Raw genomic sequence first — 23,919 nt, forward strand, 5'->3', positions numbered from 1 at the left:
ACAACATTACCGGCTACGCTAAACCTGCATTGCCATGATTTCCTTGTAGGCGCCCAACAGTTTATTTCTAACCTGAAGCGTCGCCTCAAAGGCGATGCCCGATTTCTGTTTCGCGATCATCACCTCGGCAAGGCTGACGGCTGGATCACCCATCACAAAGGCATCGCCTAGCCGCCCGGCCTCCTGCTGGACTTCATTGACACTGTTGATGCTCTTCATCAGCATTGAACTAAAGTCACTGCCGGCGGGGCCACTCTCCTGTAGTTGCGGCGTACCCTGCGCCGCCGCGGCCATGGCCCGCATCTGGGTGATCAATTGACTGGTATCGATTTCATTCATCGTTGTTCTCCTACTTCAATATACAGGAAGCTGATTACCGCTTTTTACTAACAAGGCGCATGGAAAGGATACCCTTCAATCAAGACCGTCAGCAGCAGGGATGCTGCTGTCGAGCGTACACGGATGTATTCTCAGCGCGTCTTGATTGAAGGGTATCCTTTTCATGTGATGCAATAATAATTCATTACAAAAAAGCAAAATCTATGCCGTTTCCGCCCCATAACGCCCGGGAACGGTCATGCCGATTTCCCGCATTCGTGCCAGTTTGTAACGCAGGGTCCGCTGGCTGATCCCCAGCTTGTCGGCGGCCGTTTGCCGATTGCCGTGATCGGCCTGCAGCACGGCCAGAATTCTGTTGTATTCATGATTCTTCATTTCATTGCCCAGCGTGCTTGGCTCGCCGTTACCCATCACATCCAGGCCAGCCTCATCGGCCGACAGGTTTTCAAACTGCACATCACTGGCGGTGATCTTGTCGCCGTTACTCAGTATCAGGGCGCGCTGCACGACGTTGTCCAGCTCACGCACATTGCCGGGCCATTGATGCGCCATCAGGCGCTCACACGCCGCGGTGGTTAGCTCCGGCAACGGTGCCTGGCTGGACTGAAAGTGTTTCTCGATAAGCTTCCTGCTCAGCGGCAGGATGTCACCGGTACGCTCACGCAAGGCGGGAATCTGGATGGGGAATACATTCAGGCGGTAAAACAGATCTTCGCGAAAACGGCCTTCGTTGACCTCGGTGCGCATCAGGCGGTTGGACGTCGCCAGTACGCGGACATCCAGCGCCATGGTTTTCTGTCCACCCAGGCGTTCCACCTCCCGCTCCTGCAGGACCCGCAGCAGCTTTGCCTGCAGGGCCGCATCCATTTCCGAGATCTCGTCCAGCAATAACGTGCCGCCCTGGGCCAGTTCGAACTTTCCCGGGCAGGCCTTGTAGGCCCCGGTGAAGGCGCCCTTCTCGTAGCCGAACAACGTGGCTTCCAGCATGTTCTCGGGGATCGCGGCACAGTTGATCGCGACAAAGGGTTTGTCCGCACGCGATGAATTGTTGTGAATGAATCGCGCCAGCACCTCTTTGCCGACGCCACTTTCACCGGTCAGCATGATGGTGGCATCACTCTCGGCCACCCGTCGTACCAGTTCCACCAGCTCCTTACTGCGCAGATCCTCGGCGACCATCGTGTCGGTCGCGATATTGCGTGTGCCGACATAGCGGCTCACCATGGTGGCCAGCACTTCGGCCTCGAAGGGTTTGCTCAGATAATCCACAGCACCATCGCGCATCGCCTCAACGGCCATCTGAATGGAACCATAGGCGGTCATTAACATCACCGGCAGATCCTGCCATTGCGCCTTGATCTGCTTCAGCAGCTCATGGCCATCCATGCCGGGCATCTGGATGTCGGTAATCACCATATCCACCATTTTCCGGCGGAGGATTTCCAGGGCCTCGACACCATCGTTCGCGGTCTCGGTGCCATAACCCGCCAGTGCCAGGGTATCGCACAGCGCGATCTGCAAATCCGCATCATCTTCAACCACGAGTATTACTGCTTGAGTCATACAACCTCCTGAAATTCGGGCGTGCTAATTTTGTATGCCGGCGATCGGCAGCTGAACAATCGGCAGTTGAACAATGAAACGGCTTCCCTGGCCTTCGATCGAGTCCACCCGCACGCTGCCTCCATGAGCGCGTGCCACTGCCTGCACAACCGCCAGGCCAAGGCCGGTGCCGTCATTACGGGTGGTGAAAAAGGGCTTAAACAGGTCTTTCTGAATATGCTTGGGGATGCCAGGGCCGTCGTCGATGACCGACAGCTCCACGGTGTCGCCCATGCCGTCATCGGCATGCAGGTGTAGCGTTCCCTGTTTGCCGATGGCCTGAATCGCGTTGTTGGCAAGATTCAGCAATGCGCTGCCGAGAATGCGGGGATTGCCTTTGACCTGGCGGTCCGGCGTGTCACTGCTGACCACCAGCGTGATATCACGCTGTTCGCACATGGCCGCCACCGCGCTGGAGAGATCCGTCAATAGCGCCTGCAGGCTGATGCTTTCCTCGCCGCTGTAGCCGGAACGTGAAAACATCAGCATGTCGGTGATCAGTGCCTCGAGCTGACGCAGCTGGCCCATGACCTTGTCCACAATGCGGGAGCGATGCGCGTTATCGAGGTGGGAATTTTTGAGCTGGGCGGCAAACAGCAGGCTGGATGCCAGGGGGGTGCGGATCTGATGGGCCAGGCCCGCGGCCATTTCACCCATGGCAATCAGCCGCTGGTGTTGGCCCAGGTGTTCCTGCAATTCACGGGTCTCGGTGAGATCGGTAATCAGCAGCACCTGGCCGGGCTGGCCGTCACTCAGGGGGCAGGTGGAAATGCTGGCGCGCCGGCCGTCACGTAATGAGATCTCATGGCCATCATCGGAACGCGGCGCAAACACCCGGGCGATAACCGTGGCCCAGCTCTCGCCCTGCAACGGCTCACCCAGCAACTGTCTGGCGGCGGGATTACACTCGCTGATACAGCCGGCCCCATCCAGCACCACCACGCCGGCTGGCAGGGCGGTGAGGATCGCATCCAGGCGTGCGGCCCGGAAGGCCACTTCACCCGAGGTGTTGGCGGCCTCCTGGGCCCGTGACTGTTGGGTATTGCTGAGCTCGCTGTGCAGCTGGGTTACGCTGTCTTCGAGCTGGTGATAGGACGCTTCCAGGTGTTCGGAAACGCGATTGAATATCCGGAAACTCTCTTCCAGGTCCTGGATGTGTTGTGCTTGAGTCGATGCCATGACACGCCTTGCCTTTCAGTAACAAACTGTCTGTGTTTGAAGGGGTGGCCAAAAGCCGCCGCCGGGTTTCATCACAGAAAAGCAAATTGCGTGCCTAAATTACGACTTCCTTAATTATCAATAAGTTATAACCGGATGGATTTTGCCGGGTCAAATTCCCGTCACGGTTTCGCCGCGTTGCAGGCCATATTTCCGCAGTTTTTCCACCAGGGTCGTGCGCCGCATCTTGAGCCGCTTTGCGGCATGGGCGACGACGCCGTCGGCCTCGTCCAGGGCCTGCTTGATGAGGGAGCATTCCATGGTGCTGATGTGCTCCTTGAGATCCAGCCCCTCGCGCGGCAGGCGTGACGAGGTCTGGAAGTCCGTGCTGGACACCAGGTGCGGCTCAAAATTCATCACCGGAAGGTCCTGGGTCATGGGGCTGCCCGCCGGACGGAATTTCGCCGGCAAGTCGCCCACATCGACAATCCCATACGGATACATGATGACCATGCGTTCCAGCAGATTCGACAGCTCGCGCACATTGCCCGGCCACCGGTACTGACACAGCGCCATCATGGTTGCCGGCGTAAACCGCACGGAGCCACGCTTTTCATGTTCCATGCGGGCGATCAACTCGTTGACCAGCAGCGGAATGTCGTCGATACGATCGCGCAACGGCGGCATATCAATGGGGAAGACATTGAGGCGGTAGAACAGGTCTTCGCGGAACTTGCCTTCCTTGATCAGCTCTTCCAGATTTTGATGGGTGGCCGCAACCACCCGGACATCGGCGGTTAATTCTTTTGTGCCACCCACGCGCTCGAAGATGCGTTCCTGCAGAACTCGTAGCAATTTGACCTGCATGTTCATCGGCATATCACCGATCTCATCCAGAAACAGGGTGCCGCCCTCCGCCATTTCAAAGCGCCCACGGCGGGCGCTGATGGCGCCGGTAAAGGCGCCCTTTTCATGGCCAAACAGCTCGCTTTCCAGCAATTCAGCGGGGATCGCGCCGCAGTTGATGGGCACGAAGGCCTTATTACGACGGGAAGAATGGTAGTGCAGATTGCGGGCAACCACTTCCTTGCCGGTGCCCGACTCACCCAGAATCAGCACCGTGGCCTCCGACTCGGCCACCTGCTCGATCAGTTTACGCACCTCCACCACGCCCCGGCTGTTGCCGACCAGACTGCGGAAAAGCTCGAGATTGATACCGCCGCCCCCACCCCGTTTGCGCCCCAGATTAAACACCTCCGCCCGTTGCAGCACATCGGACAGTTCGGAATAGCGCATCGGTAGGTTAAGCAGGGCAAAGGCAGACTGAACCGTCTCCTTGGGCAGGGGTGACTCGCCATTGTCGGGAACCAGCAACACCAGAGGTGTCTGCTCCGATTTTGCCTTGATCGCCTCAAACAGCTCGGTCAATTGTTGGGTAGAACCACAATTGCCCAACAACACGACCTCAACACTGCCGTTAATCTTGTCGAGCGCCTGCTGACTATCAGTGACACTTACCGCTCCCTGGGCAACAAACTCCAATATAGCCGCGAGTTTTTGACGCTGCTGGTCATCATCTTCAACCAGCAACAACGTCATTGAATCAGGCATCGTCTCCTCCCCGGATAAGACCACTTACCGCTAAAAATTGTGTGAATCTCGAATTCGCGGGTAAGTTATACACCATATCCTGATAATGTCAAAATACTGGCGCTGTCTTTATATAAAAAAAGGGGTGTAAAAACGGGGGCCTAGCGGATATTGCTCGACCGAGTCGGGAACTTTGCGCGGTATCAGCTTTCGCTTGCGCTGCGCGACAGGGCAATGGCGCGGCGATGCTGGCGAAAGATCAGCTTGTCGAACTGTGCCTGCACCAGTCCACCCTGAGGGTGCAACGCCACCGAAAAACCGGTCTCCGTCGTCGTGGACACACTCCCATACAGCACCAGGGCCTGCGGGAAACGGGTATCCAGAAACAGCCGCAGCCGCAGCAGATCGCCCGCACCCGGCACACTCGGGGGCCTTAGCTCGGTCAGCGACAAGGCGTGACTGGAGATCGTCACCACCGCGACCTCCGGTATCTTCGCCTGCTGATGCAGCAATTCGCCCAGCATGCCGAGGATGAGATCCAGTTTGGCATCCAGGTGGGAGGACTCGGTCAGGGCCTGGGGGGATTTCTCCAGATCGTGCGGGATTTCTTCGAGGACATTCAGCGCGTTCAGCAGACGTAAATTGGCACTGGCGGTTTGCGATTGGGTACGGTCAAGCGGCAGCGACGGGATTTTGCACCAGTCAACAGGCACCACTGCCTGAAACCTTATTCCATCCGAGAGCGCCTGGGTGTGATCGTCTGACATGCGCTGAAGGGTAAACAGGCGGATTCGAAAACACAAGTCTGCGCTACAGCAGTGAAAGCTAGTGCTTTGGGAGTGCGAAGTTGGGGCGGTGTCGCATCCACGTCTTTTTTGCACCACAGTAGATGCCGACGTGGCAGACGATGATGCAGTCGTTACCGGATTCCATCGTTACCGGAGGTTGAGTCCTGGATAGTCTGATAAGCCGTATTGGCCTTGCCTGAGGTCTGCATCAGCAGAATCGCCTGTTGCAACACCGGCATCTGGGCCTGTACCAGGCTCTGGGTTTGTTCATCCAGCGCAAGCACTTCCCTTGCAAGCGCGATCCTGCCGGAAATACCCTGTGCAAAAATCTCATTAAACAGCGGGAGTCTGGATTGTTCGAGCTTGGTCAATTGATCCCAATCACCGCTTGTGGCGCACTGCAACATCTCGCGCGACAGACTGAGCAGACATTCATCGGGAGTGAGCGTAGATTCCATATTGAAAATAATGTTGAATAATTTCGAGGAGAAATTACTCTAGCCTTACTAGCGAGATGCCAAAACTTGATCGCCAATACCATCCCAGCCAGATTTTATTTCGGTTAACAACGAAACAACTTCATCAAGCAGAGCAACATTATTTTCCGCGTGCGCCTTCAAAAGACACACAGCCATATGCTCGTATAACGCATGAAGTTTTTTCGCCAGATCACCACCTTCTTCCATATTCAAAGAGCTATTCAGCCCATCCGTTATGATTGCAATAGCAATTTTTATATGCTCTCCCTTGGCGGAAATATTCCCATCTATCATGAATTGCTTGGCTTTCAAGGTTGAATCAATAGCCTTGGAAAGTAATTTTGCAATTAATTCATATGGAGTCGCCCCTAGCACTGAGGCATCTAACTGTACCGACTGATAGGCATTAACCGCCGTTTTCATACTTTCCATCCCAATCTCCATCAGCAATTTATTTATAGTTTTTTTGCCTGATAATAGTAGTAATATTTATTCAACAAAGGAATGATCAAATTTTTCATCGCTATGAAGAAAGACCTAGACTGTCAAGTTGTTGTGACAAGGCGCTATTCGTTGAATTCAGGCTTGCCACCAATACATCAAGAGCAGTAAACCGCGCTCGCAATCGTTCCTCAGTTCTGGATAGCGCACCTTCAATAGACTCCTGTCGATCATCCAGTATGCTGATTCTGTCCTTAAAGGCATTGGTCCGAGCGTCAATACTGCCGTTATAGGCCAACATCTCTGACACGACAGTGTCGAGTCGTGTCGCATAACCATCGGCAGAAGAAAATAAATCTACAACATTGTTACTATTGGCCTGTATGGCAGCATCCAGTTTCGTCTCATCCAGAGCCAACTTTCCACCAGCTTGAAAAGAAACGCCAACGCTTGAGAGAGTCGTGTATGAACCCGTTACTCCCGTCGGAATTTTGTTCAGCTCGGCACGGATACTCGACATAATTTGACGTGTCAAAGAATCACTTGCCAGGGCACCCGCTTCACCACCGCCAACGCCAGAATCTATTTGCGTCTTAATTTCTGCCTGCAGGCCATTATAGGCATCAACAAAAGCCTTGACTGCCTCCTTGGCTTTACCGGTATCTTGCGATACGGATAGTGTCACTGTGCTTCCTGCTGTCACTCCGGCCAATTCCAGCGTCACGCCTTCAATTACATCCGTTACCGTGTTTGAAGATTTAGTAATCGATATCCCATCAACTTTAAAGTTTGCATCCTGGGCTATTGATGTTTGTGCAAGGTTTTGTGCCCCCGCAGGGTCATAATTCAGCAGGCTTGTTAAAGTTGCATCTCCAGAAACCACAATCTGCATGCTCTGATCTGCCCCACTGTTCGTTGAGCTCAGCACCAGGCGATAGGGGTTAGCCGCATCGCCATCGTTTACAATAGTTGCGGTTACTCCTCCATTGGCCGAGTTAATCGCATCGCGAATGCCTTCCAACGTATTATTGCTACTATCAATGACTACATCAAATGAAGGGTCCGCATTGGACGTGAACGTTGCGCCGGAAGTTGTGCCTAAATTGATGGTGAGTGTTGTGGATGTGCCGGCACCAATAGATGCGGTCGCATCAGCCTGCCCGGCCGCCACAAGTTTTTGTGATTTGGCGAGCTGTGTTAGATCTGTTATTGAATAATTACCCGGTACCGCGCCACTGGTTCCCGTCGCCTTAATGATGCTGGAGTCTGACGACGTGGCAGAACTAGCCTGAAAAGTCGTGCTCGTGACCAGGCCATCAAGTGCGGATTGAAATGACGAAAGGGAGCTTTTAATCGTGCCTAGTGCGGATATTTTGGCATCAAAACTGGTTTTCTGTGCGATAAGCCGATCGAGAGGGATCCTTTCAACCTGCATCAATTGAGTGACGAGACCAGAAAGGTTGAGACTTGAGCCAATGCCCTGAGAAGTGATCGTACCAAAACCAAACGTAGCCATTATCAGATCCCCCTACTCAGAACTACAACCAGAACTACAACCAGAACTACAACCAGAACTACAAGTTATACATGACACATAAGCAATATATGCATGTTACATGCCATTATAACTATACCTTTTCCTCAAGCATGGTTCCGCGCTGGAACTCATCTAATGTGCGGGCAATAGCCACCATCGCCTCCGATGGAAACTGCCGGATCAGTTCACCTGTTTCCTTATCCTCGATTCGAACAACATTAATATCGGTACCATTTACAACGGTAAATTTCAGGTCACTAAATCGTGCCTGTAACGACACATTGGCCTGTGAGACAAGCTGATCCAGTTCCTTTGAAGTGGGTTGTGCGGAGGGGGAATTTTGCTGTGGAGTATCGCCGGTTGTCGGCTGGTCTGCTGAATGCACACCGACCTGCCTCATAGCCGGCAAAGCCTTGCCATTCACCGCTGGGCTGCTGCTTTCTGAGGCTACTGCCTCCTTTACCACAGGTGGCGACATTGTGCCCATCTGGGTCAGGTTAGAGATATTCATACCGGATCTCCTACTTCTCCTGCTGCCATAGCCCAGCCATGTTTTACCATGACCAGGCTATGTTACTGCAGAGTCCTACTTAGCTCTTATTACCTTAAGAGGGCCAACACGTTTTGTGGAATCGAGTTGGCCTGAGCCACCATCGCCGTACCAGCCTGCATCAGGATTTGGCCACGTGCCAGGTTCGCTGTTTCCATTGCAAAATCCGTATCCATGATACGACTGCGTTCAGCCGATTTGGCCTCACGCGATGCCTCAAACCGTTGGATGGTAAACTCGGCAACAGCCATTGTGGCACCATGCCCCGCACGAGTCGCCGCAGTGGCAGTTAGTGCAACTCCTGCAGCTGTCGCGGCTGCAGCACCATTTGACGCGGTCAGGCTAGCGACGGTAGAGGCGGTAGAACCAGTGATATTCGCCAGCTCTGTCACCAATGCTGTGTATTCCGTATTGATATTTGCAACCTGAGCTTGGCCGTTGGTACCTTGCGCCTGCACCGCCAGCTCATTCATGCGTTGCAAAATATCCGTTGCCACACCCAAGCCTGCATCTGAGTTCTGCGCGCTAGAGATTTTGTCAGCCTCGTTTCTCATCTGCACACTCAGCGAACGAATGTCAGACTGCAGCGTCATGCCGACAGCCAGACCAGCAGCATCGTCACGCGCACTGTTTACACGCAGACCAGAAGACAAACGTTCTAGCGAGGTGGCCAGACCCAGAGAGTTTTTATTAAGGTTACGCTGGGCGTTTAAAGACATTAGATTGGTATTGATGATACTAGCAGCCATTGTAGGTGCTCCTATTTATACCCCACTGGCGCGACTTATGCGGACCAGGATACGGGGTGCTTCATATTCAGCGGATATATCTCCTAAGTCTGGAAATATTTACCGCTCCCATACCCTATTACGGCTCCCGCCAAAAAAGCTTTAATCTATTTACGAATAAATCTCCTGGACATTGGAAGAGAAGGGAAGAGAAGGGACGGTTAGAGACCCTTAGAAGTGGCATACAATTTGCTTAATATGCAAGCATTATATTTATAATCTGTCAGGATAATTTAGGGGTGGGGTAATTTGACCGAAATCGATAAAACTCAGCAAATGGATTCTGGCAATACTGTCTGCAATGCATTCGGCGAGTGCTACCTGTTCGCTATCAACCGCAATCTCTTCGAGAACACCTGTGCTAACACCGTGTTCCAGACCCAATACGGTGAGTCACTTTTCCAGAAAGATACCTTTTATGTGATTCCAGGGACCGACAGTGGTCTTCTCTTCCAGTATGTGAAAAAGCATGGCATTCCGGCCGGCAGCCGTTATCTCTTTGTGGAATTGCCTCACGTACTGGTCTTATTGGGCGATCTCGGTAGCCAAGAGCCGGAACTACAAATAACCAGCGATACACACTGGCTGGCGCAGGCCAAGGCAATGGGGGCAGAAAACTACGCCTTGCTGGGCCAACTGACGCTGATGCGTTCACGCGGGGTACTGCATGGCCATTACCCCGATTACCCGCACTTCTGGAGTCGTCTCAAGGGAGAATTCGATGCCTTCTCCTGGCAGTATGCCCTGGTCCAGAATGCCCACTATTTCACGATGCGCCAGATCGAGAACCTGACAGAGAATCAGGTGCCGGCACTCTGCCTGAAGGACAGCTTCCGCGGCAAAACCGCAGTCCTGCTGGCTGGCGGACCATCACTGGATGAACTGTTGCCCTGGGTGCGGCAACACCGCAAAAACCTGCTGGTAATCGCTGTGTCCCGTGTCAGCCGTGCACTGATTCAGGCCGGCATCCAGCCCGACATCAGCGTATCAATCGACCCCCAGCCCATCAACCTGGAAGTCAGCCGGGACATGCTCGAATTTCAGGACGGTACGTTACTGGTGAACAACACCCATTTGACCCCCTACCTGTTGTCGAGCTGGGGGGGTGAAAAAGTATTCATCGGACAACGCTACCCATGGAGCACCCCGCAGGAACCGGAAAACCTGCCGCCCATTGAAGGCCCTACCGTCACCGAAAGTGCATTTTCATTTGTCGTTGAAACAGGTGTTACGCAAATTATTTTAGGTGGCGCTGACTTCTGCTTTAGTCAGAGTGGGTATACCCATGCTAGCGGTACTGCAGAGCACGCCTTAGGGCCCAGGCCCATGGCGGGGAACCTGCAAGTGACGACCAACAGCGGTGTATCGGCGAACACCTCGGCCACGCTTCTAAAGGCCGCCCAATATATCGATACCCAATCTCAGAATGCGATGGCGCGTGGTTGTCGAACAGTGAACCCGGCAGCCGGAGCCATGCGTCTGCTCCATGTTGACTATGCAGCATTAAATACTATCCAGATCACCCCGATGGAGATACCGGCACGTAAGATTATCGCTGACTGCGTACCCCCCTCCGATGCCAGAGTTAGAATTAGCTACTACAAAGAAATACTAAGTGAGGTAGATCATGTGCTCACCGAACTGAGTATCATTAAAGGGCTGGCGAACAAAGCATTAATATATAACCACAAATTAATCGCCAAGAAAGAAAAAGGGAGTGAGATTCATAATAAAGCAAAAATAAAGCATGTTGAGAAACAGCTCGACGGCAAATATATATCAACTTCAACATTCATCAAACATTTTGGCGTACGTCGATTTCTCCTACTCCTCAGGCCAACTCACCGAAACACTCAGGATATCGAGTATAAAAAAAACCAGCACTATTTCCAGGCATTCATCGAAACCAGTGATGAAATCCTGGATATGCTCCGTTTGACTAGAACCCGTATCTTAAGTCGTGTGGAGGAAGAGAGCCCCAAACCCGATGTGCGGCACCTCATTGAACAATGGCGGCGCGATCAACAGCCTGGACGCGCTATAAATTGGGCAAGATACCATGCAGCTTACGTAAGCCACCTACCAATTGCAGAGCAACAGTTATTGCATGATTACCAGGAGTCAATCGCGGACGTGGTGGCGGAGATTGCTCAAGATCACTCAGCCCTCATCGAACGGGGGGCCTCACTTGGTGGCGCACCAGATCGAGCATATGAGTATTTTCAATGCCAGAATCAGCAAGGTTTACAACGTTTGCTGGCTGGCTTAGAGAAAAATCACAAGCCGGATCAGGCCGTTCTTTTGATACCATTAATACGCGGTTACATAGCCGAGCTCGAAGGTGACGACACATCTGCAATCACCGCGTATGAATCCATTGCAAGCGGCCCTGCATACCTAAATGCACTCAAGCGAAGATTAATGCTGTATTCCAATGCAGGGAAGAATGACGCAGCTATCGACGCATTGAAGACAATGTCCGGCCTGAACTCCTCATTTACCCCACTGTACGCCGACATGCTTCTATTAACGGGAAATATCGATGAGGCTATGAATGTTTACACCGATTATTTACTGGACCACCCTAATGACCTGGACACAGTATTAAAGGCAGGTAAATTATTCTGGCAATGTGATATGCCCCAAGGGGCAGATTGGGCAGTGCGCTATATTCTCGAGAAAGACCCACACAATCAGAATGCACAACGATTCCTGATTAAAATAGAGAAAAACACGCCAGAAAGTTTCGCCGACAACGTATAACTTATTAATCTGCCATTGTTACTATTGCTTTTCTTTGCGCAGCATGTGTTGGTCAAACAGGCTGTTTTTCTTCATGCAAGGCGCACCATCACGCATCAAATCCTTACGCATAGAATTATTGAAACGCTCAGTCGTTATGCCACGGTTGACAGAGTCAAGGAACGTTGCACTACTGTCAGGGTCTTTGGCAATAAGATATCGCAATGATACTCGTTCGTTGGATCCAATATTTGGCTCAGTTCCATGAATGGTACACGCATGCCATAGCGCAACATTCCCAGCACTACCAGTAATGACCTGTTGTATGGCTTCAACGCTCTGCCCCGACTTGCCGTGCACATAACGCCAACGATTACTTGTTTCGTCAGCCAGGTCTATATCATGCGGAAACCCATCAACGCCTAGCCGGAATGAACCCGGAAGTAAATTTAGAGGCGCGGCATTTTCAGACACATCATGTAGATACACATAGAGCGTGATAAAGTCGATATCCCGGTCTGCAAAATCAATGACGTCCTGATGAAAATCAATACCGTAGAAATAGGTTACATCCCGATATTCAGGGCGAACGTAAGGCCCAAGATTATTAACCGGATTTTCACGAATTCGATCGAGTATCCAACGAGGTATCCACTCCTCTGGGACGCCACATATTATTTTTTTTCTGATGATGCTATAGCCATTCCCAAGCAAGTTTCTTAACAATGAAGTAATCTCATCAGTATTTTCTATTGCTTGAGCAAAATCATCGTAGTTATCCAGAAGATTGAATCCCGGCTTAGGATTTACTCCGTTAAATACCGGGCTGCGAAGAAACGATTCTTCGTCCATAAACATCGCTGGTGAAAATTGCTTCTCAGATCTTATTTTTGCAAGCAGATCGGCGCATGTATTTACATCGACAACACTTCCTAGATCGACATAACCCTGCTTGCCAAACTGTTCCAGATTTTTCTCGATTTTGGTCATGACACTTTTCTCTCTGCTTACCGTATCCGTCACGCGGGCCATACGCCATTAAATTGTCCAGAACGATCAACTATGGCATGGGACAATCTCCCGCAACCAACTTTCTTTGTCATTGAACGATTCCGTAGCACCACTAATTCGCCAGCAGATATAATCAGTGGCCGCCGATAGCGGCCACAGACTTCGTATCCGTTACTCTCGAATTCAGTGATGATCATATCCGAGGTCACCTGTTCAACAACTCCTATCTCATCACTATCACTGTCCGTTTTCATCGGCTTCCCATTGATAGTGTTCAGCGAGACGACATATTTCACGTCAAGCCTTGCAACTTTATTGATATAGTTACGCACAACGTGCGGCTCCATTTCCTGGAAGGAGTAAGCATTACAAAATACGTCAAATGGGCCTGATAATTTCTCGATTTCCCACGATGGCAGCGACCCACCCCTTAACCTCTTCGCTATATCATCTATCGAAATTAACTCACAATCCCGTGAGTTCTGATAGTCCAGCACGGAGTCTTTTCCGAACAGAGTCTGAAGATAATAACTGGAGACCGCGACGAGTGGCGGAATATCGAGATTGAGGTAGAAATTCCGCTCATCCTGCGCAAGAACGATCTCACCCAACGCGCCAAAGCCGCCACCGATCTCGAGAAACCGGGAAGGAGCTGAGTCAAGATGATGAGACAATGCCGATAGACAGAGCAGATAGCTCAAATATGCCTTACCCAAGGTCGGTCCATTTGCACCCATGGGAGAAAAGGTCTGTGTTGGCATCCCTACCGGACTCTCACCCAGCTTTTCAAAATCCAGCCTCCAAACTGAGTGATCCCAGTTAGCATACAGCATGTCGAAGTCTCGGTAGGCATCGACTGCTCCGGAAAGCTGTCGCCTAAACCAAGTGTACTGACGTGACGTGCCGTCGCTCTGAACGCGACCCCATAAGTCAGCGATCATTTCATCAGAATAACCTTGACCATACAGCGGATAAAACCAGAAATGTGAAGATGGCCAGGACTTGAAGCTCTCAATTCCATGATGTTCTAGCTCTGACAGCAGCTGGACGACACCAGGAGACCAGAAGCTGGTCGGCGCATACATAGAGCTGACAGCAGCGATATCATTGAGGCATAGCGACAGCATCCTGCGCCAACATTCTTCATCCGGTACTGCCGCCTTGCGGTGATCCTGTTTATTATCACAAACCGTCATTATTTTCTCCACAAAGTGCGCATCGATGTGCGAATGACTGCAAGGTCATTTAAGGCAATAAAGCGAGTCATATAACATCATCGAACGGGAGGTTAGCGACACCCTGTATGTTTCTCGTTGGCGCCAGGTTAAAGACTTCCACACCTTTATGGCGGCAGGCCTCGACCGAACGAAGAATTCCTCGCGGCAACTTGGACTTGAAGGCCGTCAATTGTTCATTCTTATAACCCGCGAATATGTTTTCGTGATAGTGGCCAGTGAAGTAGCTCCCTTTGACATCATGGGAAAGATCAACGCCAATGAGATAGATCGGATTACATCCCATCCATGCCGCCATCTGTAACATGGGACAGATGATGGTGTGCCCTGTCTCAAAACCATATTCGTACCAATCGTCGATATCAAGATCGATTTTCCGCTCATAACAGGCTGGATAAAATACGTTATCAGTACTATCTTTCGCGTACTCTTCACGCACCCACTCATAAAGTCGTGACGGAAAGAACTTGCGCGACGACAAACGAAAGATTTCTTCGGACCAATGCACCAGAGCCGAATAGTCCAGTGAAAAATAATAATCAGGAACGAATCCCTCCAGCCGGACGATGCCGTTTCCCGCGAACGTCACTGCATCAATGCCAATACTTCTAGGATCAGTCTCAAGCAACGAAGCCCCATTGCCTATGACAAACGCAGGAGTATTCTTGTGACAATTCTTGAGCAACATTATTTGCTCGTTAGATGCAGAATCTTGCATCATTGTCACACTCAAGTGCTTAAGGTCAGGGAGCGTAAGAACTGTACCAGAATAGCCCGTATGCCTGATAATATCCTCCTGCGTTGCTGAATCGGACAGTGATGACGTGAAGATAACATCCCGATCCCTCACAGTATCGCACTCTATCTTTCGAAGGCTGCGTCCTTCTATCTCTGGAAACTGCGGATTAGTCGAAAAATAAACAACATCCTCATAACCATGCCTAAACAGAAATTCATTAATATAGTATGCGGCATCAGCCGTACCAAAAATACCAAAGGCAGAAGACCTGCTAATGATCGGAAGCCATGCGCTAAGAATTGCTTCAAATTCAGCTCTGGAACGCTGAACGAATCCAGCCCCCATGTCCACCACAGAATCTATGCGCATTAAAAAACCCTCACTTTTCATCCAGACCCTGATCAATTTCGAATACTGCTTCAGAATAGTTGAACGAAAAATCGTTTTCATTACGCTTCATGTTATCTGGATCCAGTGGCTTTTTGAGCTGTAATTTTTTGTTGGTGTGTTTGTTATAGCCGCCAGTCCGTATGTAAGAACCCTCGTCAAGATTAAGCTTCAGCAGCCTATTTAATCTCTCAGCGCCATTTTTTATATGATCCATCACTGCATCCTGAGACATAGCAGTCATATTCAAGCAAAAATCCTGCCGCTCGGTTATTGCATCAAGGTAGGCATCTTCATCTGTGATGTAACCATACTCCTTCGCATACTCGTACATTTTTGTATATGGCAACGGAAGCAAGAAACCGATGCTCGGGTAGACCCGATTCTTATCACACATATCAAATGTTTCCTCGATAGTCTCCGCCGTTTCAATCGGATAACCGAACACTACCGAAGTATTCGAGACTATTCCCACATCACGTAGTACTTCAATCTGATTTGTGAAATAGTCTGGATTAATTTTTTTATCCATCATATCGAGAATATTTTTATTACCAGATTCAAGAGAGAACCCAACTGCCTTACAGCCGGACTCCCGCATCTTACGCGCAACCGCCAAGCGGCGTTCGTAAGAATGCTTCGGGTTACCGAACAAGTCGGTACGCACCGCCGCACTCCAGTCGAATTTTAGTCCTGACTGAATAATTGCATCTGCCATACGTTCGGCTTGTGGTAACGATCCAAAGCTCAAATCATCCCAAAAATTGATGTAATTAGCCCCATACCTTTCCATATTACGTCTAATTTCTGCCAAAACGTCATCCGGACTACGATATCGATATGGGTCATCCCAGAATACGAAATGACAGAATGTACAGCGGAATGCGCATCCACGCGCTGTGACAACTGGCATAGCTACCGTGTTGTTGTCTGCGCCAAATGAATTTCGGGTAGATTGGCTATCAAGGTATTTCGAAACATCGAAATAGTCCCAATTCACCATTGGCAAATTTTCCAGACGCGCGGCCTTCCTCTGTGTCGTCTTCCTGATTGCATCACCATCGCGAAATGCGATGCCTTCAACCTCACATAATGCCGTTCCATTCTTTATTGAATCCAGAACTGCAACCGTCGTCACCTCACCTTCTCCTATTACAGTAATATCATTGGGCGCATGACTCATAAAGACCTCGTAACAGGATCCAGCGACTGAATTACCAACAATAATTACTGAATTTGGATGATATTTTCTGATCGTGTGTGTAAGCCATTTAACCCACTTGTAGTGGGTAACGATGCTCCCAAAAAGATAAACATCATATTGATTACTATGGATATGATTTTCTACATCCTCATCACTTAGGTCATATGCATCCACATCCAACAGATCAAACTCATATCCATGCAGATCAACGTACGTCATTACACTTGCGAGTCCTACCGGCAGCATCTTTGTATTCGCGCCCTTGCGTAGGCATGGATTAATAAATAATAATTTCACTTTGTCACCTTTTAATCAGCAATCCATCCATAGTTTGATCAACATAACATATCCCATTTAAGGGCCGTTCCTCTCCCAACATCCATTTTTACTGGTCTGCCTAAAATCGAATCGTAATGCTTTGCGGCTAACCCCACAGCTGGCCTGAGTCGCCTGATGTTATGCACAGTCAATACATCACCTTTTTTGAGATCCTCTACTACAAATATCGACCGGCGATACCTGATTGACGCAGTCTCAGCACCAACAGGCCCGTACTTAACGCTGCCCAAAGCCCGCCACACACGCTCACTCTCGCATACCAGACTTGCCAAATCATGTGGTTCAATCGAAAACTCGGCATCCACCCCCCCGTCCGCCCGGTTCAATATGAAATGTTTCTCGATTACCGTGGCACCCAATGCAACACTGGCAAGCGCCACGCCGTTGCCCATAGTGTGGTCGGACAATCCGATGTTGCAAGAAAATAAATCTCGCATGTGCGGGATAGTTAATATATTGGTATCGTCCGGTTGCGCGGGGTAGGTGCTCGTGCATTTAAGCAGTATCAATTGTGTACAGCCAGCCTCGCGGCATGCTCGAACACATTCGTCGATTTCTGCCACGGTGGCCATTCCTGTAGAGACGATAATCGGTTTTCCGGTTTCCGCTACATATCGGATCAGGTGAAAATCAGTGTTCTCAAATGAGGCAATCTTGTAGGCTGGAACATCCAAGGTTTCAAGAAAATCGACGGCGCTTTCGTCAAATGGACTGCTAAAGGCAATCATGCCTCTTTGATTAGCACGCTCAAAAATTGGTAGGTGCCATTCCCATGGGGTATGTGCTTCTTGATAAAGATCATGGAGATTACGACCATTCCATGGGCTATCGGGATCGGTGATAACAAACTCCTTGCCGGTGCTTGCCAGCGTCATGGTATCAGCGGTGTAGGTTTGCAATTTCAATGCATGAGCACCGGCCGCAGCGGCGGCATCAACCATAGCAAGCGCCCGCTGCAAGGATCCACCATGATTGCCGGACATCTCGGCAATAATTAATGGACGAAGTCCCGGCCCTACACTGTATTTACCAATCCGTACAATCTGGTTCATATCAGTATTCTTCCAACCTGAAATGCTTCTGCAGCGCACACTCCCACACTGGCTCCACGGAACATCGCCAGATTTTCACACGCACGTAGTGAACGCGGATGAGGATAGTCACACATCTCGCTCAAGTAGCAATTCAATGCCGCAAGCTTGCGTGGCAATGTGGCTGAAATATCCACAAAATAGGTCGGCGAAAATGGCATCGCCGATGTTGCTGGTCGCCATTCAGTGCTGGAAGGCGTTTCAAAAAACCAGAGTCCCCTGACTGCGAAGCCAGGCTTGGGTCGGCAGGCGGTGACAACTGCATTGTGGACCACCGCATGGTCGACATTGACATCACCCACATGATGCGTATAAACGATAGAGGGATCAAACGCAGTCATTTCACGTTCAATGCTGCGTACTACATCAAGCAAGTCACAGCCATCCATGCGATTATCCTGATAGTCATGAAATTCGATTTCGTGGACACCGAGCAGCTCATTCGCCGCCCGAGCGCTACGTCTTCTGGCTTCGAGTTGTACTGGATCTGGCGCCCTGGAGTCAGATCGCGATCCCACACCATCGGCGAGAATGAGCACCTTAATCATATCTCCATCATCTGCATGCCGGGCAATGGTGCCACCGCAACCGAGAACTTCGTCATCGGGATGGGCCACGATCACCATTACACGTTTATTCGCCATTTTTCTGCGTGCCTTTTTTCATGATCCGTATATCCGCCAGTACGCAATCATCCTTCAAACTTGCGCGGCTAAACTCCAGCATAAAATGCTCTGTTTCAAGAAATGCCGGTGGGTAGCCATCACCGTCCAGCATTCTGATGTGATCATATACAGCCGTTATCGTTGTTATTTCAGCGACATTGCTATCGGCAGGTATACGTCGCGTAAAAGTCGTGATCTCACCAGACTGTGCGACAGGCTGAATATTTTCCGATACGATTTTTTTTATCATGGTTTCGCTTAACGCTGTCGCACGTAGAAAAATCTCGTCCGCCGTTCCATAGAGCGAAAGGTTCTCTTTGAGATAAACCGGGCCGGCATCGATTTCTTTGATACAACGAAATGCAGTTAATTTGGTTTCTGCCTTACCTCGTACGATAAGATTCTGCAAGGGGCTTCCACCTCTGCCATACGGCAGATCAGTCATATGAAACATGACACATTCATGCGCCTGCCAAATATCGGCAGGAACCTTCATGCTCCAGTGGAGAAAAAAAATGTATCGGGGAGCATGAGACACTATACAATCCGGCGTCAACTCGTCGGGTCTGCGTATCCTGATTACGTTGATATCCGGAACTTCCGATAGCCTCTCAGCCAGACTATCGAACCGCTTATGACTCGCAGCAATAATTATGTTCATAATCTGGAGGCCGCCATGTTAACCCACCCGAGCAATTCGCTGCAGCAAGGCTGGCCGGCATTGCTCCCATTCCGATGCAAGCATGCCGAACCTGATGACATCATGATACGTTGCACCATCAAAATGGAAATCACGAAACAGGCCTTCCTCGACAAACCCCGTTTTTTTATGCATGTTGATCACTCCCCGGTTAAATGCGATGACTTCACAATTTAGCTTGTGCAGGCCAAGCACCGAAAATGCATGCTCCAATGCTGCGTACTCCATTTTCAGACCTGTGCCTTTCGGCGCATCAGATGCGGCGTAGAAACCCCAGAATGCTGTCCGCTTCTCGATCGACAGTTGAGTAAAATACACGACACCGCATTTTCGGCCCTCATCGCTATATATGAAATCGAGCCGCGATGGGTCATTTTTCGTTTCCTGGTACCAGTTCATGTGCTCGACAACCGATATTTCGTGCGCACTGTACATATTGCCTCGAACTTCCGGGGCGTTGCGCCAGCTCAGCACCAGCAGAAGGTCTTCCTCACGCAACGCTTCAAGCATGCACGACCCCATCAGAACTCTGCGGCGGCCGCATCCCACACTTGGACTTGTTCATCATGAGATCGACGATTTGGTTGGTGCCATTATTTACCGCATCGACAACGGTTGGCAGTGTCGAAGCTAAAATCGTTTTCAGCTGCCGCCCAAGATCGACCTCATCGCGGTAGGGAATAATCATACCTCGCTGTGCCATATCCGCTACGGCTTGATCCTGGTTCACAGCATTTGAAGTGACGAGTGAGACCAATCCAAGATAGGCGCGCTCCAATGCGGTGACTCCACCGCAACCAATCGCCAGGTCAGCTTGACACATCAAGACTGCCATCTGCTGACAATCGATATGTAGGCGGATATTGTCACCGCTATCGCAGAGTGCCTTGATCTGCTTCAGACGCGGGTTGAGCGATCCCGCGATGACATCGACAGCCACACTATCAGGTACTACGTGACGCACTACACGCAGAGCCTTTTCAGTGGCGCCCGGCTGATCCACTCCTCCGAAATTGACCATGATCCGTTGCACCGCATCATGACGGCGCGCCATCATACGACGTGCCTCCACAAATTCCGGCCTCAGCAGCACGTGGCTCACGCCAACCAGGCATTGGCAATGTGCCGGTACGAGCTCACGGTAACGATCTTGATATTCGCCGCAGTAGCTCTGGTCCAACAGCAAATTGCACTCATGAGGCCGATCTGCCAGATCATCAATCACGAACACGCAGCGAGTTAGCGTTTTCATGTGGGACTCCCAACGGGCATCCAGCGCGTAGTGATCAACGACGAGCCAGTCCCATTTTCCGTAAGCGCACAGAACGTGCTCAGTCTCGGCACAATCCTGTTCCCAGCTAACCCCTAGCCAGGCTGCGTGAGGAGGCATTTCTTGCTCAGGACCATTGACTGGCGCTGTTGACGCGGTTAGCAACTCGATTCCATGGCCCCGCTCCTGGATACGTTCACCCAAATTGCCATGGTGGTTACGGCAAACAAACAGTGTAGCCACACCACGTCGACGCAATTCATCTGCGAGCACCAGACAACGCATCACATGTCCTGTGCCTATGGTGGTGCTGGCATCAACCCTGAATGCGACTCTCATGCGTGTTCAACATCCAATTGCATCGCCCGGTACATCAATTCGGCAGTGGCCCAGTCTTCCGGCGTATCGATATCCTGCACCAGCCAACGTGGCAGTATCACCGGCACAGAGTTCTGATGAAGCGCTACGGTACCGAAGGCGTCGGCTCTGCCCCAATAGAACTGGCCGGCATCGTGGTAAGCCTCCTCGAGATCCTGCGATCGCTTCTTGAAGTCCTCGGGATACATCACTTCCATGATGCCATCCGCCCTCATACGCAACGAACGTTGAATGGGATAGGGGTAGGTGGTAACGGAAAAGGCAAAACTTTGCCCGCTCTCGTTCAGCCTGCGCCAACCTTCAGTGAGATATTCGCTGCGGATGAATGGTGCAGTGGAATAGATGCAGCAGGCATGCTCGATGATATGCCCTTGTTCCCGGAACCAGTGAATGGCGTGCGCCACTACAGGATTTGTGCCGACGTAGTCATCTGCAAGCGCGGCGGGGCGGATAAACGGCACCTCCGCGCCGAGCGCCCTGGCGACGCTGGCAATTTCCTCATCGTCCGTCGACACGATCACCTTGTCGAACAATCCCGATGTCAGTGCGGCCTCGATCGAATAGGCGATGATGGGCCTGTCTACAAACACACGAATATTTTTCCGGGGAATGCGTGTACTGCCGCCGCGCGCTGGAATGACCGCCAGTCTCACGACAGAGCCTCCCGTAGTTTCTCGGCCACCTGATTCAGCTGTGCATCGGTCATGGTGAAAAACAGCGGCAGGGTAATGACCTCCTGATAGTGACGCTCCGCTTCCGGATAATCTCCCCAACAAAACCCGAGCTGGCGGTAATAGGGCTGGATGTGGACGGGTATATAGTGCACATTGACACCGATGCCAGCTGCCTTCATGACGGCATACACCTCGGCCCTGCTGCGGGTGTTCTCAGCGGCGTCGATCCTGATGACATAGAGGTGCCATGCCGAGTTGGTGTCCGGATGCTGCCACGGCAACTTGACTGGTAAATCGTCCAGCAAGTGCTGATAGCATGCCGCCAGGCTACGCCGCCTGAAAACGAATTCGTCAAGGCGCTGGAGTTGGCTCAGACCCAGGGCCGCCTGGATTTCATTCATGCGGTAGTTGTAGCCAAGCTCATGCTGTTCGTAGTACCACTCACCCTCACTTTTGCAGATGAAGTGCTGGGGATTGCGAGTGATTCCATGACTACGCAGCAGGGCCAGCTTCTCGGCATAAGCCGCCGAGTTGGTAACGATCATCCCTCCTTCCGCAGTTGTGATGACCTTTGCGGCGTGAAAGCTGAACACGGTCATATCCGAATAGGCACACCCACCGATTTTCTGCTGCTGGTACTCGCCGCCGATCGCATGTGCAGCGTCTTCAATCAGTAAAAATCCATAGCGTTGGGATAACGCATGCAGGCGTTGCATATCGCAGGACTGTCCGGCGAAGTGCACAGCTATCACCACCTTGGGCAGGGTATCGCTGGCATCGGCCTCAGAGAGCTTTTTATCCAGGGCACTGGGAGATATACAATACGTATCCGGATCGATATCTACGAAATCGACTTGCGCGCCGCAGTAACGGCCACAGTTGGCCGATGCAACGAAAGTATTGGCTGATGTCCATAGACGATCATCGGGTCCAAGTCCGGCAGCCAGACACGCCAAGTGCAGGGCAGAAGTAGCACTATTGGTCGAAATAGCATATTTCGCCCCGCAATAGTCAGCCACAGCCTGCTCAAACCGGGGCGCAACAGAACCTTGCGTGAGCCAGTCGGATTGCAATACCGCAGTGATGCTGTCGATATCATCCTGTGAAATGTGCTGACGCGCGTAGGGGATCATCGTTAGTTAGTACCGTTCATGTCTTGCAACTGGGGTACAGTTAGAAACACGCCATTGTCGCCCGAGTGATAGCAGAAACCCTGCGGCACAGGCACACCGCGCTCCACAAGAAGATTGCATGCATAATCGACCGCCCCAGTCAGCTTGATACTGGGACGAATCACGTAGTGATCATCAAAATCCAGCGTAAGATGTGAATCATCGGCAGGACACATCACTTCATGCAGTTTCTCACCTGGCCTGATTCCCACGACTTTGTGCGCCACGCCTGGCGCAATCGACTCGGCCAAATCCACGATTCTCACCGAAGGAATCTTGGGTACGAATATTTCTCCACCCTGCATGCGCCCAAAATTCTTTAATACGAAATCCACGCCTTGCTGGAGAGTTATCCAGAATCGGGTCATGCGTGGATCAGTGATAGGCAGTTCTCGCGCACCATCAGCAATCTGTTTCTTAAAGAACGGCACCACTGAGCCACGCGAGCCCACCACATTGCCGTAGCGAACCACAGCGAACCGTGTGCGGTGGCTACCAACAATATTGTTGGCAGCAACAAACAACTTATCTGAAGCCAATTTTGTGGCTCCATAAAGATTTATTGGATTCGCAGCCTTATCGGTTGATAAGGCAATCACTTTTTCGACATTGTTATCTAGGGCGGCTTCAATCACGTTCTGCGCGCCATGAATATTGGTCTTGATACACTCCATGGGATTATATTCAGCCGCCGGCACATGTTTAAGTGCCGCTGCATGTATTACATAGTCTATGCCGCGCATCGCCTGTTTGATCCGCTCTCCATCGCGCACATCACCAATGAAATACCGCATAACAGAGCTATTAAATTTTTGCTGCATCTCATACTGCTTAAGTTCATCACGCGAGAAGATCACCAGGCGCTTCGGTTTATACCGAGTCAGTAAGGTCTCGGTATATTGATTACCGAAAGAGCCGGTGCCACCGGTTATTAAAACTGACTTTCCGTCAAACATCCGTCACCGCCATTTATTGAGAATCATGCAAAATCAATAACTTATACATGCTAATTCTTAAAGCGCACATTCGATCCATAAATA

23 protein-coding genes are annotated in these 23,919 nt (G+C 51.0%); 1 reads left to right on the forward strand and 22 read right to left on the reverse strand.

Annotation, left to right across the window (positions count from 1 at the left end; translation table 11 throughout):
* Positions 1 to 18: 18 nt before the first annotated feature.
* The 10 genes from fliE to RRB22_07435 all read right to left on the reverse strand — a co-directional run bounded on the left by fliE (position 19) and on the right by RRB22_07435 (position 9,233).
* The gene (fliE, locus tag RRB22_07390; GenBank protein MDT8384221.1) at positions 19 to 339 is read right to left on the reverse strand and encodes a flagellar hook-basal body complex protein FliE; all 321 of its coding nucleotides are present in this window, start codon (positions 337 to 339) and stop codon (positions 19 to 21) included.
* Positions 340 to 540: 201 nt separating this feature from the next.
* Positions 541 to 1,902, reverse strand: coding sequence for a sigma-54 dependent transcriptional regulator (locus tag RRB22_07395; GenBank protein MDT8384222.1), 1,362 nt, complete (start codon positions 1,900 to 1,902; stop codon positions 541 to 543).
* Positions 1,903 to 1,926: 24 nt separating this feature from the next.
* Entirely contained in the window at positions 1,927 to 3,120 is a 1,194-nt protein-coding gene (locus RRB22_07400) for an ATP-binding protein (GenBank protein MDT8384223.1), read from the reverse strand.
* Between the two features lie 150 nt (positions 3,121 to 3,270).
* Positions 3,271 to 4,710: a sigma-54 dependent transcriptional regulator gene (locus RRB22_07405; protein ID MDT8384224.1), complete on the reverse strand. Its 1,440-nt coding sequence runs from the start codon at positions 4,708 to 4,710 to the stop codon at positions 3,271 to 3,273.
* A gap of 182 nt (positions 4,711 to 4,892) precedes the next feature.
* Entirely contained in the window at positions 4,893 to 5,456 is a 564-nt protein-coding gene (locus RRB22_07410) for a PilZ domain-containing protein (GenBank protein ID MDT8384225.1), read from the reverse strand.
* Positions 5,457 to 5,608: 152 nt separating this feature from the next.
* Positions 5,609 to 5,935: a flagellar protein FliT gene (locus RRB22_07415; GenBank protein MDT8384226.1), complete on the reverse strand. Its 327-nt coding sequence runs from the start codon at positions 5,933 to 5,935 to the stop codon at positions 5,609 to 5,611.
* Between the two features lie 48 nt (positions 5,936 to 5,983).
* Complete coding sequence (fliS, locus tag RRB22_07420) at positions 5,984 to 6,388, reverse strand: flagellar export chaperone FliS (GenBank protein MDT8384227.1); 405 nt, start codon at positions 6,386 to 6,388, stop codon at positions 5,984 to 5,986.
* Positions 6,389 to 6,479: 91 nt separating this feature from the next.
* On the reverse strand, positions 6,480 to 7,913 hold the full coding sequence (fliD, locus tag RRB22_07425) for a flagellar filament capping protein FliD (GenBank protein ID MDT8384228.1): 1,434 nt from the start codon (positions 7,911 to 7,913) through the stop codon (positions 6,480 to 6,482).
* A gap of 112 nt (positions 7,914 to 8,025) precedes the next feature.
* Positions 8,026 to 8,445, reverse strand: a complete 420-nt coding sequence (locus tag RRB22_07430; protein ID MDT8384229.1) for a flagellar protein FlaG — start codon at positions 8,443 to 8,445, stop codon at positions 8,026 to 8,028.
* Positions 8,446 to 8,534: 89 nt separating this feature from the next.
* On the reverse strand, positions 8,535 to 9,233 hold the full coding sequence (locus RRB22_07435) for a flagellin (protein MDT8384230.1): 699 nt from the start codon (positions 9,231 to 9,233) through the stop codon (positions 8,535 to 8,537).
* Positions 9,234 to 9,521: 288 nt separating this feature from the next.
* Between RRB22_07435 and RRB22_07440 the strand changes: the two genes are divergently transcribed.
* Positions 9,522 to 12,035: a 6-hydroxymethylpterin diphosphokinase MptE-like protein gene (locus tag RRB22_07440; protein ID MDT8384231.1), complete on the forward strand. Its 2,514-nt coding sequence runs from the start codon at positions 9,522 to 9,524 to the stop codon at positions 12,033 to 12,035.
* 21 nt (positions 12,036 to 12,056) lie between these two features.
* Here RRB22_07440 and RRB22_07445 read toward each other — a convergent pair whose 3' ends face one another.
* From RRB22_07445 to pseB, 12 genes are all read right to left on the reverse strand, one after another.
* Positions 12,057 to 13,004 carry a phytanoyl-CoA dioxygenase family protein gene (locus RRB22_07445; GenBank protein MDT8384232.1) on the reverse strand — a complete coding sequence of 316 codons (948 nt, stop codon included), beginning with the start codon at positions 13,002 to 13,004 and terminating at the stop codon, positions 12,057 to 12,059.
* Between the two features lie 29 nt (positions 13,005 to 13,033).
* Positions 13,034 to 14,221, reverse strand: coding sequence for a putative sugar O-methyltransferase (locus tag RRB22_07450; GenBank protein MDT8384233.1), 1,188 nt, complete (start codon positions 14,219 to 14,221; stop codon positions 13,034 to 13,036).
* Positions 14,222 to 14,288: 67 nt separating this feature from the next.
* Complete coding sequence (locus tag RRB22_07455) at positions 14,289 to 15,449, reverse strand: 6-hydroxymethylpterin diphosphokinase MptE-like protein (GenBank protein ID MDT8384234.1); 1,161 nt, start codon at positions 15,447 to 15,449, stop codon at positions 14,289 to 14,291.
* On the reverse strand, positions 15,379 to 16,887 hold the full coding sequence (locus RRB22_07460) for a radical SAM protein (protein MDT8384235.1): 1,509 nt from the start codon (positions 16,885 to 16,887) through the stop codon (positions 15,379 to 15,381). The genes RRB22_07455 and RRB22_07460 overlap by 71 nt, the downstream gene beginning before the upstream one ends.
* Positions 16,888 to 16,925: 38 nt before the next feature.
* Positions 16,926 to 17,981 carry a pseudaminic acid synthase gene (gene pseI / locus RRB22_07465; protein ID MDT8384236.1) on the reverse strand — a complete coding sequence of 352 codons (1,056 nt, stop codon included), beginning with the start codon at positions 17,979 to 17,981 and terminating at the stop codon, positions 16,926 to 16,928.
* Positions 17,978 to 18,664: a PIG-L deacetylase family protein gene (locus tag RRB22_07470; protein MDT8384237.1), complete on the reverse strand. Its 687-nt coding sequence runs from the start codon at positions 18,662 to 18,664 to the stop codon at positions 17,978 to 17,980. The genes pseI and RRB22_07470 overlap by 4 nt, the downstream gene beginning before the upstream one ends.
* Positions 18,654 to 19,181: a methionyl-tRNA formyltransferase gene (locus tag RRB22_07475; protein ID MDT8384238.1), complete on the reverse strand. Its 528-nt coding sequence runs from the start codon at positions 19,179 to 19,181 to the stop codon at positions 18,654 to 18,656. Before RRB22_07475 ends, RRB22_07470 begins: the two co-directional genes overlap by 11 nt.
* Before the next feature lie 183 nt (positions 19,182 to 19,364).
* The gene (gene pseH / locus RRB22_07480; GenBank protein MDT8384239.1) at positions 19,365 to 19,895 is read right to left on the reverse strand and encodes a UDP-4-amino-4,6-dideoxy-N-acetyl-beta-L-altrosamine N-acetyltransferase; all 531 of its coding nucleotides are present in this window, start codon (positions 19,893 to 19,895) and stop codon (positions 19,365 to 19,367) included.
* Positions 19,888 to 20,994, reverse strand: a complete 1,107-nt coding sequence (gene pseG / locus RRB22_07485) for a UDP-2,4-diacetamido-2,4,6-trideoxy-beta-L-altropyranose hydrolase (protein ID MDT8384240.1) — start codon at positions 20,992 to 20,994, stop codon at positions 19,888 to 19,890. Before pseG ends, pseH begins: the two co-directional genes overlap by 8 nt.
* The gene (pseF, locus tag RRB22_07490; GenBank protein MDT8384241.1) at positions 20,991 to 21,686 is read right to left on the reverse strand and encodes a pseudaminic acid cytidylyltransferase; all 696 of its coding nucleotides are present in this window, start codon (positions 21,684 to 21,686) and stop codon (positions 20,991 to 20,993) included. Before pseF ends, pseG begins: the two co-directional genes overlap by 4 nt.
* Complete coding sequence (pseC, locus tag RRB22_07495) at positions 21,683 to 22,840, reverse strand: UDP-4-amino-4,6-dideoxy-N-acetyl-beta-L-altrosamine transaminase (GenBank protein ID MDT8384242.1); 1,158 nt, start codon at positions 22,838 to 22,840, stop codon at positions 21,683 to 21,685. The genes pseF and pseC overlap by 4 nt, the downstream gene beginning before the upstream one ends.
* A gap of 2 nt (positions 22,841 to 22,842) precedes the next feature.
* Positions 22,843 to 23,835, reverse strand: coding sequence for a UDP-N-acetylglucosamine 4,6-dehydratase (inverting) (gene pseB, locus RRB22_07500; protein ID MDT8384243.1), 993 nt, complete (start codon positions 23,833 to 23,835; stop codon positions 22,843 to 22,845).
* Positions 23,836 to 23,919 lie beyond the last annotated feature (84 nt).

The sequence above is a fragment of the Gammaproteobacteria bacterium genome, assembly GCA_032250735.1.
Lineage (GTDB): Bacteria > Pseudomonadota > Gammaproteobacteria > SZUA-152 > SZUA-152 > SZUA-152.

What these genes read in the sequence shown, in the direction of transcription:
- fliE (MDT8384221.1), bottom strand. Translation starts at nt 339, where the DNA reads ATGAATGAAATCGATACCAGTCAATTGATCACCCAGATGCGGGCCATG.
- RRB22_07395 (MDT8384222.1), bottom strand. Translation starts at nt 1,902, where the DNA reads ATGACTCAAGCAGTAATACTCGTGGTTGAAGATGATGCGGATTTGCAG.
- RRB22_07400 (MDT8384223.1), bottom strand. Translation starts at nt 3,120, where the DNA reads ATGGCATCGACTCAAGCACAACACATCCAGGACCTGGAAGAGAGTTTC.
- RRB22_07405 (MDT8384224.1), bottom strand. Translation starts at nt 4,710, where the DNA reads ATGCCTGATTCAATGACGTTGTTGCTGGTTGAAGATGATGACCAGCAG.
- RRB22_07410 (MDT8384225.1), bottom strand. Translation starts at nt 5,456, where the DNA reads ATGTCAGACGATCACACCCAGGCGCTCTCGGATGGAATAAGGTTTCAG.
- RRB22_07415 (MDT8384226.1), bottom strand. Translation starts at nt 5,935, where the DNA reads ATGGAATCTACGCTCACTCCCGATGAATGTCTGCTCAGTCTGTCGCGC.
- fliS (MDT8384227.1), bottom strand. Translation starts at nt 6,388, where the DNA reads ATGGAAAGTATGAAAACGGCGGTTAATGCCTATCAGTCGGTACAGTTA.
- fliD (MDT8384228.1), bottom strand. Translation starts at nt 7,913, where the DNA reads ATGGCTACGTTTGGTTTTGGTACGATCACTTCTCAGGGCATTGGCTCA.
- RRB22_07430 (MDT8384229.1), bottom strand. Translation starts at nt 8,445, where the DNA reads ATGAATATCTCTAACCTGACCCAGATGGGCACAATGTCGCCACCTGTG.
- RRB22_07435 (MDT8384230.1), bottom strand. Translation starts at nt 9,233, where the DNA reads ATGGCTGCTAGTATCATCAATACCAATCTAATGTCTTTAAACGCCCAG.
- RRB22_07445 (MDT8384232.1), bottom strand. Translation starts at nt 13,004, where the DNA reads ATGACCAAAATCGAGAAAAATCTGGAACAGTTTGGCAAGCAGGGTTAT.
- RRB22_07450 (MDT8384233.1), bottom strand. Translation starts at nt 14,221, where the DNA reads ATGACGGTTTGTGATAATAAACAGGATCACCGCAAGGCGGCAGTACCG.
- RRB22_07455 (MDT8384234.1), bottom strand. Translation starts at nt 15,449, where the DNA reads ATGAAAACGATTTTTCGTTCAACTATTCTGAAGCAGTATTCGAAATTG.
- pseI (MDT8384236.1), bottom strand. Translation starts at nt 17,981, where the DNA reads ATGAACCAGATTGTACGGATTGGTAAATACAGTGTAGGGCCGGGACTT.
- RRB22_07470 (MDT8384237.1), bottom strand. Translation starts at nt 18,664, where the DNA reads ATGGCGAATAAACGTGTAATGGTGATCGTGGCCCATCCCGATGACGAA.
- RRB22_07475 (MDT8384238.1), bottom strand. Translation starts at nt 19,181, where the DNA reads ATGAAGGTTCCTGCCGATATTTGGCAGGCGCATGAATGTGTCATGTTT.
- pseH (MDT8384239.1), bottom strand. Translation starts at nt 19,895, where the DNA reads ATGCTTGAAGCGTTGCGTGAGGAAGACCTTCTGCTGGTGCTGAGCTGG.
- pseG (MDT8384240.1), bottom strand. Translation starts at nt 20,994, where the DNA reads ATGAGAGTCGCATTCAGGGTTGATGCCAGCACCACCATAGGCACAGGA.
- pseC (MDT8384242.1), bottom strand. Translation starts at nt 22,840, where the DNA reads ATGATCCCCTACGCGCGTCAGCACATTTCACAGGATGATATCGACAGC.
- pseB (MDT8384243.1), bottom strand. Translation starts at nt 23,835, where the DNA reads ATGTTTGACGGAAAGTCAGTTTTAATAACCGGTGGCACCGGCTCTTTC.